Genomic DNA, 13189 nt, shown 5'->3' on the forward strand with positions numbered 1-13189 from the left:
GAAAGGCAGCATGGCCGCCGGGCGACGGGCGTGCGGGGTCCGGAGCGTTCCCCGACGCGTGCTGGTCGGGAGGTGTGTTCGATGACCGTCCCGTTTCTCCACCGGGTCGCCAGGGTCCGCAGTGTGGGGATGGAACTGGCGATGATCGCGGGACACGTGCTGCTGTACCCGACGGGGATGGCCGCGGAGGCCGCACGCGAGCCGGAACGATCCTCCCCGAACCCGTCCACCGACCCCTCCCCCCGTCCCCCCGTGCTGCTGGTCCACGGCCTGGTGGACAACCGTTCGGTGTTCACGGTGCTGCGGCGCTCACTGCTCCGGCACGGCTGGCCACAGGTGTGCGCGTTGAACTACTCGCCGCTCACCCTCGACGTGCGCCGGGCCGCCGCCGTGCTGGGCGAGCGGGTCCGGGAGCTGACCGAGCGGTCCGACACCTCCCGGGTGGACGTCATCGGTCACAGCCTGGGCGGGTTGGTCGCCCGGTACTACGTCCAGCGGCTCGATGGCGACCAGCGGGTCCGGACCCTGGTCACCCTGGGCACTCCGCACACCGGTACCACCGCGGGCCCCCTGCTCGACGCCCACCCGATGGTGCGCCAGATGCGCCCCGACTCGGACCTGATGAGGGAGCTCGCCGCCCCGGCCCCGGGGTGCCGCACCCGCTTCGTGGCGATCTGGAGTGACATGGACCAGGTGATCAGCCCGGTGGAGGCCGCCCGCCTGCACCACCCCGACCTGGACGCCCGGAACGTCCTGGTCCCCGGGATCGGACACCTCACCATGCCGGTGCACGGCGCCGTGACCGCCGGGGTCCGCCGCGCGCTGCTGGCCGCGGAGCGGACGCCGGGCACGTTCGAGGCCGCCTGACCCCCTCCCCTGCGGACCGCCACTGACCGCCGACACAGGAACACCCCGCATCGGGCCATTCTTGACCATACCGGGGTGAATCACTTGCACTCCGCGGCGTCAAACGCGTTTTCCACCCCAAGAAATTCGAACTTGAATCGAACGAATATGGACGGCGCGTAAGGATCTGCCCGCCAAAGGCCACCAAATGCCCCGCCCTCACGGGCCGAACTCCAGACGGAGATTGTCCGCGCCACTTCATGGGGGATACAGTCGCGGCTAATTCTCCTGCTGCCGAGGCGAAAGAGAAGTGGTGGTGAACGACCCTCTCTCGTCAGGGATGCACTCCCCGACCACTGCCTCAGTAGACGCTTCGAGCGGCTATTACGTTGCCGGATACGGCGAGGAGGGTTCGTCTCCCGCGTGGGACGGCCAGGCCGGCTTCGACGATCCGCTGTTCGGGCCCGTGCCCGGTGATGGGTCCACCACCACCGGCTACGCCCAGGACCTCTCGTCCTTCGGCACGGCTTTCCATCAGGGCGCGGACTTCGGCCACGGCTACGCGGTCCACCCGGACCAGACGCCCGGTTACGACACCGGCGCCCACCTGGGGTACCCCACCGCCGACCACGACCCCTCGGGGTACGCGGACTTCGGCCACACCGGCCAGGCCCTCCCCGGTCAGGACCCCTTCGGTCAGGACCCCTTCGGCCAAGGCCCGTTCGATCAGGACCCCCTGGGGTACGACGCCCTGGGGCAGAGCCACTTCGGCCAGGACCAGTTCGGTCAGGGCACCTTCGGTGGGAACGCCCTGGGTCACGGTTCGTTTCCCGCCGACGCCTTCGGCCAGGACGCGCCGGGACACAGCCGGTCAGAACAGGAAGCCTTCGGGTACGGGGCCGGCGGCTACCCCGCCGACGCCCATGGACTCGGAGCCCAGGGACACGACGGCGGGTACACCGCCGTGGGCCACGGTTACGGGCAGGACTTCCCGACGGGCCAGGTGGACGCGTTCCCCACGGAGTACCCGTACCCGGGCGGTCTCCCGACCGATCCCCTGGTCCACGGGGGTTGGGGTGCCGACGACCTCGCCACGTCGAACGAGGTGACGGCACATCACTTCGCCGCCGACCCCCAGCCGCCCTACGCCGCCTACGCCCAGGTCCCCGACAGCGGTCGGCGCGGGGCCCCGGACCTGGACACCGACTTCGGGCCCGACCCGGGCGCCGGCGATCCGTCCTCATCGGTCCCGGAGCAGGACGGCCTGCCCGGCGCGGAGCCAAGCCCCGGCACCGACCGGCCCAGGAGCCGCCGCACCGAGCCGGCGACGCGCGAATCCGGCCACCCGGAAGAGGACGCCCCCCCGGCCGGCGGTCGTGACGAGGAGAGGATCGCTGCCCTCCGCGACCGTGACGGCACCACCGCGCGCAGCCGCCGACGCCGAGGCGTCAGGCGCTCCGCCCTGCTGACCGTGGCGGTCCCGTCAGTCTGCGTGGTGGGCGTGGCCGGGGTGGCCGCGGCGACCGTCGTCACCACCTCCTCGGACAAGGGCAGCTCCACCCAGCAGGACACGGCGGCCAAACCCATGGCCAAGACCCCGCCGTCCAAGCTGGACAGCCAGCTCACCAACCTCTCCGCCGGCGCCGAGGACTTCGCCGGACGCGCCAGCCGGACCCAGGAGCGCATCGACCTCAAGGAACGTCAGGCCCTGGAGCGCAAGCGCAAGGAGGCCGAGGCCGCCCGCAAGGAAGCGATGCGTCCCAAGTTCGTCCTCCCGGTCGCCGCCAGGGGGCTGAGCGCAAGCTACGGACAGTCCGGGATCAACTGGATGTCGCTCCACACCGGCATCGACTTCCCGGTGGGCATGGGCACCTCCGTGATGGCCGCCACCGACGGCACGGTGCGCACCCAGTGGAACGACGCCTACGGCAACATGGCCATCGTCACCGCGCCCGACGGGACGGAGACCTGGTACTGCCACCTGAGCAGCACGCGGATCCGCTCGGGCAGCGTCAAGGCCGGCGACGTGATCGCCTACTCGGGGAACACCGGGAAGTCCACCGGGCCGCACCTGCACTTCGAGGTCCGACCGGCCGGCGGCAGCCCGATCGACCCCGTCCAGTGGCTGCTGAGCAAGGGCCTCGACCCCCGCTGACCAGCGCGAACAAGCCGACGGCCCGCCACACCGGTCACCGGGGACGATGGGGCCGGGCCGTCAGAGCTTCTGCACCGGCGCGTACAGTAGCACCAGCCGCTTGGGCCGCCCGTCACCGAAGTCGATGGTCGCCTTCGCGTCCTTGCCCGCCCCCTCGACGGCCACCACGGTGCCGAGCCCGAAGGTGTCGTGGGTGACCCGGTCGCCCACCGCGAGCGACACCACCTCCCGCTCCGCGACCCGGCGGGCGGCGTATCCGGACGGTCCCGTCCTCGCCCGTGACGAGGACAGCGTCCCGGCCACCGGCGCACCGACCTTGCCGCCGGTGCGCTTCCAGTCGATCAGCGTGCTGGGGATCTCCTCGAGGAACCGTGACGGCGGGTTGTAGGCGGGCTGTCCCCAGGCGCTGCGCAGGGTGGCCCGGGACAGGTACAGCCGCTGCTGGGCCCGGGTGATGCCCACGTAGGCCAGCCGCCGTTCCTCCTCCAGCTCCTTGGCCTGCCCCAGCGCGCGCATGTGCGGGAACACCCCGTCCTCCATGCCGGTGAGGAAGACCACGGGGAACTCCAGACCCTTGGCGGTGTGCAGGGTCATCAGGGTGATGACGCCGTTCCCGCCCTCGTCGTCGGGGATCTGGTCGGAGTCGGCGACCAACGCCACCTGCTCGAGGAAGTCCGCGAGCGAACCCCCGGGGTTCTCCTGCTCGAACTCCAGGGCGACCGCGGCCAGCTCCTGGAGGTTCTCGATCCTGGTCTCGTCCTGGGGGTCGGTGGACGCCTGGAGTTCGGCGAGGTACCCCGTCTCCTCGAGCACCGCCTCGAGCACCGCCGCCGGTCCGGTCCCGGACTCGACGACCGTGCGCAGCTTGTCGAGCAGTTCGTTGAAGCGTTTGACCGCGTTGGCCGAGCGCGACGCCATGCCGTAGGCCTCGTCCACCCGGCGCAGCGCCTGGGCGAAGGTGATCCGTTCCCGTTGGGCCAGCGCCTCGATCATGGCCTCGGCGCGGTCGCCGATGCCCCGCTTGGGCACGTTGAGGACCCGCCGCAACGGCACCATGTCCTCGGGGTTGGCCAGCAGCCGGAGGTAGGCCAGGATGTCCCGGACCTCCCTGCGCTCGTAGAAGCGCACCCCGCCGACGACCTTGTAGGGCAGCCCGACCCGGATGAACACCTCTTCGAAGACCCGGGACTGGGCGTTGGTGCGGTAGAAGACGGCGACGTCACCGGGCCGGGCGTCCCCGGCGTCGGTGAGCCGGTCGATCTCCTCGGCCACGAACTGGGCCTCGTCGTGCTCGCTGTCCGCGACGTACCCGGTGATCACCGAGCCGGCCCCGGCGTCGGTCCACAGGTTCTTCGGGCGCCGGTTCGCGTTCTTCTCGATCACGGCGTTGGCGGCGCTGAGGATGGTCTGCGTGGAGCGGTAGTTCTGCTCGAGGAGGATGGTGGTGGCGTTCGGGTAGTCCTCCTCGAACTGGAGGATGTTGCGGATGGTCGCGCCGCGGAACGCGTAGATCGACTGGTCCGCGTCGCCCACCACGCACAGCTCCGCGGGCTCCACCTCGGCCACCCCCGCGAGGGCGGGGTTCACCAGGTCGCCGTCCACGGTGCGCCTGGGCTGCTGGCCGGCCGCGCCGCCGACCAGCTCCCGCACCAGGGTGTACTGGGCGTGGTTGGTGTCCTGGTACTCGTCCACCAGCACGTGCCTGAAGCGCCGCCGGTAGTGCTCGGCCACGTCCGGGAACGCCTGGAGCAGGTGGACGGTGGTCATGATGATGTCGTCGAAGTCGAGGGCGTTCGCCTCGCGCAACCGCTGCTGGTAGAGCGCGTACACCTGGGCGAGCTGGCGCTCGGCGGGGTTGTCCGCCTGCGCGGCGTAGTCCTCGGCGTCGATGAGTTCGTTCTTGAGGTTGGAGATCTTCGCCGTGTACGCCTTCGGCGGGAACCGCTTGGGGTCCAGGTCGAGGTCCCGGCAGACCAACCCCATCAGCCGCAGCGCGTCGGCGGCGTCGTAGATGGAGAAGCTGGAGGTGAAGCCGAGCAGCTTGCTCTCCCGGCGCAGTATCCGCACGCAGGCGCTGTGGAAGGTCATCACCCACATGGCCCGCGCCCGGGAGCCCACCAGGTGCTCCACGCGTTCCTTCATCTCCCCGGCGGCCTTGTTGGTGAAGGTGATCGCCAGGATCTGCCCGGGGTGGGCGCCGCGGGCGGCCAGCAGGTGGGCGATGCGGTGGGTGAGCACCCGGGTCTTGCCCGAACCGGCCCCGGCGACGATGAGCAGCGGCGAACCGGTGTGCACCACGGCCTGTCGCTGCTGGGGGTTGAGTCCCTCGAGGAGCTGCGCGGGATCGGTGACGGTCCGCTCGGCCCCGTTGCGGTGGTACGCGTCACGCCCCGGGGGCACCGCGAAGGGGTCCCCGAAGAAGTCGGCGGGGAGCTCCTCGGGGGCCCCCTCGTCGTCCTCCGGAGGCGGCAACGGCTCGTCTGCCGACTGCGGATCGAGGCCGGGGAGCGGGATGTCGTCGAAGAGGCTGCTCATCGCTCCCGAGTCTAGGGCGTGGCGCCGACACCCGAGCCTCCGCCACCGCCGCGACCGTGATCCCGCGCCACCACCTTCGGCGGTGACCACGCAGAGCGACGTGTGCGGATTCCTGTCCGGGTTCTCCTCTGGTGAGCTGAAAGGTCTCGAACATATTTCGTTCACATGTCAGATCTGCCTTCCCAGTGGTCGCACCACATGAGTAACGTGCCCGTCCAAGACAGGCCGTCCCCCACGGCGCCCCCCATGGAAGGAGCCGCCGGCCTTGGCTTCCCACCGCAAGCCCGGACCCGCCCGCGGTCCCCTGGCCGCCCCCGGCGCCCGGACCGCGATCGGACTCAGCTCCGCCGCGTTGGCCACCCTCACCCTGCTCAGCGAGACCGCCGCCGCGGCGCCGGCCGAGCCGGAACCCTCCATCACGGAGGTCAAGGCACAGGTCGACGCGCTGTACCGACAGGCCGAGGTCGCCACCCAGCGCTACAACCAGGCCAAGGAGAAGACGGACAAGCAGCGCCGCCAGGTGGACCGGCTGCTGGACCAGGTCGCCGCCCAGACCGACGAGCTGAACGACGCGCGCAGCACCCTGGGCCGGTACGCCGCCGCCCAGTACCGCGCGGGCGGCGCCAGCACCACCGCCACCCTGCTGCTCACCGACGACCCCCAGGAGCTGTTCGACCAGGAGCGGCTGCTGGACCGGATCGCCGACGACCAGGCCGAGGCGGTTTCGGAGTTCCGCACCAAGCGGACCCGCACCACCGAGAAGCGGGAGGAGGCATCCCGGAGCCTGACCGACCTCTCCGAGTCGCAGCGCCAGCTCGCCACCGAGAAGAAGGCCGTGCAGAGCAAGCTGTCGGAGGCCAGGACCCTGCTCGCGGACCTCACCGAGAAGGAACGCGAGCGCCTGGCGGAGCTGGAACGCCAGCGCCGGGAGGAGGCCCAGCGCAGGGCCGAGGAGCTGGCGCGCAAGGAGCGGGAGCGGGACGCGGCGGCCGAGCGGCAACAGCAGGAACAGCAGGCACAGCAGCAACAACAACAGGAACAGCAGCAGGAGCAGCAGGATTCCACCGCGGAGCAGGAGGACACCTCCACCTCGACCGACGGCGGGTACGCCACCAGGGCACAACAGGCGGTGGACTTCGCCCGGGCACAGCTCGGCAAGCCGTACGTGTGGGGAGCGACCGGCCCCAACTCCTACGACTGCTCCGGACTGACCCAGGCCGCCTGGAAGGCCGCCGGGGTGGACCTGCCACGGACCACCTGGGACCAGGTCAACGCCGGCCAGCGCGTGGCGACCGCCGACCTGCTCCCCGGTGACCTCGTCTTCTTCTACGACGACATCAGTCATGTGGGGCTGTACATCGGCGAGGGCCAGATGATCCACGCCCCCAAGCCGGGAGACGTCGTGAAGATCGCACCGATCACCGAGATGCCGATCTACGGCAACGTGCGCCCTGCCTGACCGAGTGCGGACTCTCCGGCCGGCTGCTGGTGGCGGCGGGCCGGCGCGGCCCGACGGGGGAACGGGCCGCACCGGCGTGCCGGTAGCCTGGAACCGTCGGGTTGACGGCGCGGGGTCGGCTACCTGGCAGCGACGTTATCCGCTGTCGAGGCAGCGGAGGGGGCTCAGACCGAAGATGAGCGTAATCGCCCGCAATCCGATGGAAGCGGGACAAATGCTCCCCCTATACCGGTCCTGCCGATCGTCAACGTGATCGATCCCCGGGATTCGGCCACCGGCCTTCGGCGCCCTGCCCCCACCCACCCCGGAGCCGGTCCGGTACCCGAAGTTATGCTCCGGCCATGGACGCCACCATCAACGCCTTCGTCGGTCTGCACATCATCGGGATCGCCGCCCTGCTCGGCGGCTTCCTGACCCAGACGAAGGCCATGGCCTCGGACGAGGCCCGGATGACGCCGGCCATGCTGCACGGGGCGCTGACCATGCTGGTCACCGGGCTGACCCTGGTCGGTCTCGACCAGGCCGACGACCGCGACGTCAACAACGTCAAGATCGGGATCAAGCTGGCCGTGCTGACCGCCGTGCTGATCCTGGTCTACGTCAAGCGGGACGAGGCCAGGGCGGGCAAGGCGGCGTTCGGCGCCGTGGGCCTGCTCACCATGACCAACATCTTCATCGCGGTGATGTGGACCTGACCGGGACGGCCACCGGTCCGCGGGCCGCCGCCCGGCTCCGGTTCAGACCAGGCGGCGCGCGGTCGCCCAGCGGGTCAGCTCGTGGCGGTTGCTGAGCTGGAGCTTGCGCAGCACGGCGGAGACATGGCTCTCCACGGTCTTCACCGAGATGAACAACTGCCTGGCGATCTCCTTGTAGGCGTAGCCACGGGCGATCAGCCGCAGGACCTCCCGTTCCCGTTGGGTGAGCCGGTCCAGGTCCTCGTCCACCGGCGGGGTGTCGGTGGCGGCGAACGCGTCCAGCACGAAACCGGCGAGCCGGGGCGAGAAGACCGCGTCGCCGTCGGCGACCCGGAACACCGCGGCCACCAGGTCGGGCCCGGTTATGGTCTTGGTGACGTAGCCGCGGGCCCCGCCGCGGATGACCCCGATGACGTCCTCCGCCGCGTCCGACACCGACAGCGCCAGGAACCGCACCGGTCGCTCGTCGGTCATCAGCGAGGAGCAGCGGCGCAGCACCTCCACCCCGCCGCCGCCCGGCAGGTGCACGTCCAGCAGCACCACGTCGGGACGGGTGGCGGACACCACCGACACCGCCTGGTCCACGTCGGCGGCCTCGCCGACCACGTCCACCCCGGTGCTCGGGGTGTCGCCGATCTCCGCCTGCACCCCGGTGCGGAACATCCGGTGGTCGTCCACCAACACGACGCGCACCTGCCGACCCGGCGTGGTTTCCGTACTCGTCCCCGTGTCCGTCATGACCGCACCCTCTCCATCTCCAGCTCCACCTCGGTCCCACCGCCCGGGACACCGCGCAGCACCGCCCGGCCCCCGTTCCGCCGCATCCTGCCGATGATCGACTCGCGCACGCCCATCCGGTCCGCGGGCACCTGCTCCGGGTCGAAGCCCGGCCCGCGGTCCCGGACGAAGACGAGCACCGTGGCCTCCTCGACCTCGGCGTAGACCTGCACCGGCGCACCGCCACCGTACTTGGCGGCGTTCACCATGGCTTCCCGCGCGGCCTGCAGTTGTGCGGCCAGCCGCTCGTCGAGCGGGCAGTCGCCGACGCAGACGACCTCGACCGGCACCCCGTGGGCGTCTTCGACCTCGCCCGCGACCCGGCGCACCGCCTCGGCGAGCGTGCTGGGCTCGTCCTCCCGGTCGGCGTCCGGCTGGTACAGCCAGCGCCGCAGCTCACGCTCCTGGGCCCGGGCCAGCCTGGCCACCTCCCGCGGGTCCTCGGCGTGGCGCTGGATCAGGGTGAGCGTGTGCAGGACCGAGTCGTGGACGTGGGCGGCGACCTCGGCCCGCTCCTGGGCCCGGATGCGCATCAGCCGCTCCGAGGACAGGTCCTGGGCCATCCGCACCAGGTAGGGGCCGGCGATCAGGGCGATGCCGGCCAGGACGGCCACCACGGCCTGGAACACGGCACCGAGGTGTTCGACCGACCCCTGGATCACGATGAACCCGGCGACCCCGAAACCGACCAGGACCACGCCCGCGGCACTGCGGGCGACCGGCAGCAACCGTTTGTTGGACCTGCCCATCCGCACCCAGCGGGCCCTGCGGGTGTCGTCGGCCTGCCGCCACACCAGGACGACGCCCGTGCCGACCAGCGCGAACGGCCAGACGTACGGGCTGAAGAGGCCGAACTCCAGGTTGCCGGCCAGCACGCCGAAGGCGACCACCAGGGTCAGCGCGGCGACCACGCCCATCCGCTCGTTCCGGCCGTCCAGCCGTCGCCGGTGGCGCTTGTCGGTCGCGTCCTGCGGCTGTACGCCGCCGACGCCGAGCGGCACCACGAACCAGAAGACGGCGTAGAGCAGCACCCCCATCCCCCGGGGGAACATCAGCACGAGGAAGGCCAGCCGCACCCAGAGCACCGGCAGCCCCAGGTGTCCGGCGAGCCCACGGGCGACCCCGCCGCATATTCGACCCTCGGCGCTGCGGTACAGCTTGCGCGGCGGCGACTCCTTGGGACCCGACTGGGCCGCGGAGGACCACGGCGGGACCGCGGAGTCGGCCGGCGGAGGGCTGGTGGGCATACCGTCGATCCTCACACGTGCGGGCGCGCCCGGACATCAGGGTCTCCCCCCAGTCCGCCCGCCGGCGAACCCCCGGCGCCGGGGGGCCGACCGGGGGACAGGCCCTAGGGGTGCGTACCGGGAGGGTTCAGGGTGGGACCCGGTGGGACCCGGCCAGGGCCGACCGCCACCATGGAGCCATGAGCCAGGACGACACGACGGGCACCGGCTCCGCCGGTGCCGCGTCGGAACACTCCACCCCGCCGGAGGGCGGGCCGGGGGGCCAGGACGAGGCACCCCGGCGGCCGGGGCCGCTGCGGCGCAGCCGGCAGCACCGGGTGATCGGTGGGGTGTGCGGCGGCCTCGGCCGTTACTTCGACGTGGACCCGGTGCTGTTCCGGATCGTGCTCGGGGTGCTCGCCGTGACCGGTGGCCTGGGGCTGCTGGTGTACGGCGTGGTGTGGTTGTTCTCCCCGGAGCACGGGGAGGAGCACAACGAGGGCCACCGCATGCTCTCCGGCCAGGTCGGCGGGCAGGGCATGGCGGCGGTGCTCACCGCGCTGAGCGGCTGCGCGGTCTTCCTGACCACCATCGGCCGGGACAGCGAGGACCCCTTCCCCCTCCTGGTCACCGCCGCGGTGCTGGGCGGGACGTACTGGTCCCGGCGGCGCCGGCGGGAGGTCGCCCAGGCGATGGCGGCCGACCCGGGGGGCGCCGCCACCGTGACCGACGCCCCGCCCGCCGCCGGCCCCCCGCCGGCACCCGGCGGCCCCTCGTGGTGGAGGGGCGGCACCGAGGAGAGCGGCTACCTGTGGGGGCCCGACGACGGCGGAACCGACACCGCCGGCCCGGCGTCGCCCCCGCGACCGCCGCGCGAGCCCCGTTCGCCGCTGCCCTGGCTCATCGGGCCGGTCGCGTTGGTGGTGGGCACGGTCGCGACGTCCCTGTCCTGGTCCCGCCCGCTGGGCACGGCGCTCCAGATCGGGCTGGCCTGCGCCCTCGCGGTGATCGGTGTGGGCCTCGTGGTGAGCGCCCGGTACGGCAGGGTGCGGTGGGGCACCATGGTCCTCGCTCTCGTCGTCGGCGGGCTGCTGGTGTGCGCGTCGGCGCTGCCCAAGAGCATCGGGACCGAGTGGCACACCCAGGTGTGGCGTCCCGCCGGGGTGGCCCAGCTCCAGCCGAGGTACGAGCTCGGCACCGGTGCCGCCACCCTGGACCTGACCGGGGTGGACCCGGGCGGCAGGACCGTGCGGGTGGACGCCGAGGTCAGTGCGGGCCGGCTGCGGGTCCGGGTGCCGGACACCGTGCGGGTGGAGGTCAGCACCCGCACCGACGTGGGAGTGGTCCGGCTCCCTGCCGGCCGGGGTTCCCACGAGGACGTGGACGTCGTGGTCAACGACCGGCGGAACACGGTGCTCGTGCCGACCGCCCCGGTCGGGGAGCGGAAGGACGGCACCCTGCGGCTCTGGTTGAGGATCGACGTCGGTTACCTGGAGGTCATCCGGTGAAGTCCCACGAGTTCCGGCCGTCCCACCTGGTGGCCGGGGTGGTGTGCCTCGCGGTGGCGGTGACGTACCTGTTGGACGCCTCGGGGCTCTGGCAGGTGCCGACGGTGGTCGGCGGCAACGTCTTCCTGCTCGGCATGGTGGCGGCGGCCGTCACCGGCACGGTGCACCGCTCGCTGCGGCGCCGTGCGCGGGACGCTGACTGACCGGCGCCCCGGGACCGGCCCGGGGACGGACGCGCGCCCCCGGGAGGTCCCGGGGGCGCGCGTCCGTCAGGGGTGTTCGGTGCGGGTCACTCCCACTCGATGGTGCCCGGCGGCTTGCTGGTGACGTCCAGCACCACGCGGTTCACCTGCGGCACCTCGTTGGTGATCCGGGTGGAGATCCGGGCCAGCACGTCGTACGGCAGCCGGGACCAGTCGGCGGTCATGGCGTCCTCGGAGGAGACCGGGCGCAGCACCACCGGGTGCCCGTAGGTGCGGGCGTCCCCCTGGACCCCGACCGACCGGACGTCGGCGAGCAGCACCACCGGGCACTGCCAGATGTCCCGGTCGAGGCCGGCCCGGGTCAGTTCCTCCCGGGCGATGGCGTCGGCCTTGCGCAGCAGTTCCAACCGCTCCGCCGTGACCTCGCCGACGATCCGGATGCCCAGTCCCGGACCGGGGAACGGCTGCCGCCAGACGATCTCCGCGGGCAGGCCGAGCTCCTCGCCGACCTTGCGCACCTCGTCCTTGAACAGCCGGCGCAGCGGCTCGACGAGCTGGAACTGGAGGTCGTCGGGGAGTCCGCCCACGTTGTGGTGTGACTTGATGTTGGCGGTGCCGGTGCCGCCCCCGGACTCCACCACGTCGGGGTAGAGGGTGCCCTGGACCAGGTACTCGACCTGCGCCCCGTGCGCCCCGGCCTCCGCGACCACCTCGGCGGCGGCCTGCTCGAAGACCCGGATGAACTCCCGGCCGATGATCTTGCGCTTCTGCTCCGGGTCGCTGACGCCGGCCAGCGCGGTGAGGAACCGCTGCTGTGCGTCCACGACCTTCAACTGGACGCCGGTGGCGGCCACGAAGTCCTTCTCCACCTGCTGGGGCTCGCCCTCGCGCAGCAGCCCGTGGTCGACGAAGACGCAGGTGAGTTGGTCCCCCACGGCCCGCTGCACCAGGGCGGCGGCCACCGCGGAGTCCACTCCGCCGGACAGTCCGCAGATCACCCGCTTGTCGCCCACCTGGGCACGGACGGCCCGCACCGACTCCTCCACCACGTTCTGCGTGGTCCAGGACGGCGTGAGGCCGGCGCCCCGGTACAGGAAGTGCTCCAGGAGCTGCTGTCCGTGGCTGGAGTGCATCACCTCGGGGTGGTGCTGGGTGCCGTAGAGCCGGGCCTCGTCGTTCTCGAACGCCGCCACCGGCGCGCGCTCGGAGGTGGCGGTCACCACGAAGCCCTCGGGCGCGACGGTGCAGGCGTCGCCGTGCGACATCCACACCGACTGCTCCTCGGGGGTGCCCTGGAACAGCGTCGAACCGCCCCGGGTCACGGTCAGCGCGGTGCGCCCGTACTCGCGCTGACCGGTGTTGGCGACGGTGCCGCCGAGGGCCAGCGCCATGGCCTGGAAGCCGTAGCAGATCCCGAGGACGGGGACGCCGGCCTGGAACAGTTCGGGGCCCATGGCGGGGGCGTCGTCCGCGTAGACCGAGGCCGGTCCGCCGGACAGGATGATGGCCTTCGGGTTCCTGGCCAGCATCTCGGACACCGGCATGGAGTGCGGAACGATCTCGCTGTAGACGCGGGCCTCCCGCACCCGGCGGGCGATGAGCTGGGCGTACTGGGCCCCGAAGTCGACGACGAGGACCGTGTCGGGGACGGGCGGGGGCGCTGCGGCCACGGGCGGCTGCCTTCCGGCGGAGAACTCACAGGGGTCACCCCGAGTCTACTGGCGCCCTCCGGCGCCACCGCACCCACCGGGTCGTCCCACCGTGCGACCGGTTTGGTCGGAGTGC

General features: G+C 72.0%; 10 protein-coding genes. 6 read left to right on the top strand and 4 right to left on the bottom strand.

Annotated features, from left to right (window positions below; translation table 11 throughout):
- The first annotated feature begins 81 nt into the window (after positions 1 to 81).
- Both A3IG_RS0105150 and A3IG_RS0105155 read left to right on the top strand, forming a co-directional pair.
- Positions 82 to 867, top strand: coding sequence for an esterase/lipase family protein (locus A3IG_RS0105150; protein WP_018382474.1), 786 nt, complete (start codon positions 82 to 84; stop codon positions 865 to 867).
- 445 nt (positions 868 to 1312) lie between these two features.
- On the top strand, positions 1313 to 3001 hold the full coding sequence (locus A3IG_RS0105155; RefSeq protein ID WP_018382475.1) for a peptidoglycan DD-metalloendopeptidase family protein: 1689 nt from the start codon (positions 1313 to 1315) through the stop codon (positions 2999 to 3001).
- A gap of 60 nt (positions 3002 to 3061) precedes the next feature.
- Here the strand turns inward: A3IG_RS0105155 and pcrA are convergent, their stop codons facing one another.
- On the bottom strand, positions 3062 to 5536 hold the full coding sequence (gene pcrA, locus A3IG_RS0105160) for a DNA helicase PcrA (protein WP_018382476.1): 2475 nt from the start codon (positions 5534 to 5536) through the stop codon (positions 3062 to 3064).
- Between the two features lie 265 nt (positions 5537 to 5801).
- Between pcrA and A3IG_RS0105165 the strand changes: the two genes are divergently transcribed.
- A complete protein-coding gene (locus A3IG_RS0105165; RefSeq protein ID WP_018382477.1) occupies positions 5802 to 6995 on the top strand; it encodes a C40 family peptidase in 1194 nt (397 codons plus the stop codon).
- A 341-nt stretch (positions 6996 to 7336) separates the two neighbouring features.
- Positions 7337 to 7690 carry a hypothetical protein gene (locus A3IG_RS0105170; RefSeq protein ID WP_018382478.1) on the top strand — a complete coding sequence of 118 codons (354 nt, stop codon included), beginning with the start codon at positions 7337 to 7339 and terminating at the stop codon, positions 7688 to 7690.
- A 42-nt stretch (positions 7691 to 7732) separates the two neighbouring features.
- Here A3IG_RS0105170 and A3IG_RS0105175 read toward each other — a convergent pair whose 3' ends face one another.
- Together A3IG_RS0105175 and A3IG_RS0105180 are read right to left on the bottom strand one after the other, a co-directional pair.
- On the bottom strand, positions 7733 to 8428 hold the full coding sequence (locus A3IG_RS0105175) for a LuxR C-terminal-related transcriptional regulator (protein WP_051087391.1): 696 nt from the start codon (positions 8426 to 8428) through the stop codon (positions 7733 to 7735).
- Positions 8425 to 9714 (bottom strand): PspC domain-containing protein, encoded by a 1290-nt coding sequence (locus A3IG_RS0105180; RefSeq protein WP_018382480.1) that lies wholly within the window; start codon positions 9712 to 9714, stop codon positions 8425 to 8427. Before A3IG_RS0105180 ends, A3IG_RS0105175 begins: the two co-directional genes overlap by 4 nt.
- Before the next feature lie 179 nt (positions 9715 to 9893).
- On the opposite strand from A3IG_RS0105180, the gene A3IG_RS28665 reads away from it, so the two are divergent.
- On the top strand, positions 9894 to 11201 hold the full coding sequence (locus tag A3IG_RS28665; RefSeq protein WP_018382481.1) for a PspC domain-containing protein: 1308 nt from the start codon (positions 9894 to 9896) through the stop codon (positions 11199 to 11201).
- Positions 11198 to 11404 (top strand): hypothetical protein, encoded by a 207-nt coding sequence (locus tag A3IG_RS0105190; RefSeq protein WP_018382482.1) that lies wholly within the window; start codon positions 11198 to 11200, stop codon positions 11402 to 11404. The genes A3IG_RS28665 and A3IG_RS0105190 overlap by 4 nt, the downstream gene beginning before the upstream one ends.
- Positions 11405 to 11490: 86 nt before the next feature.
- Here the strand turns inward: A3IG_RS0105190 and guaA are convergent, their stop codons facing one another.
- Positions 11491 to 13074, bottom strand: a complete 1584-nt coding sequence (gene guaA, locus A3IG_RS0105195; protein WP_018382483.1) for a glutamine-hydrolyzing GMP synthase — start codon at positions 13072 to 13074, stop codon at positions 11491 to 11493.
- Positions 13075 to 13189 lie beyond the last annotated feature (115 nt).

Source organism: Wenjunlia vitaminophila DSM 41686, assembly GCF_000380165.1.
Taxonomy (GTDB): Bacteria; Actinomycetota; Actinomycetes; order Streptomycetales; family Streptomycetaceae; genus Wenjunlia; species Wenjunlia vitaminophila.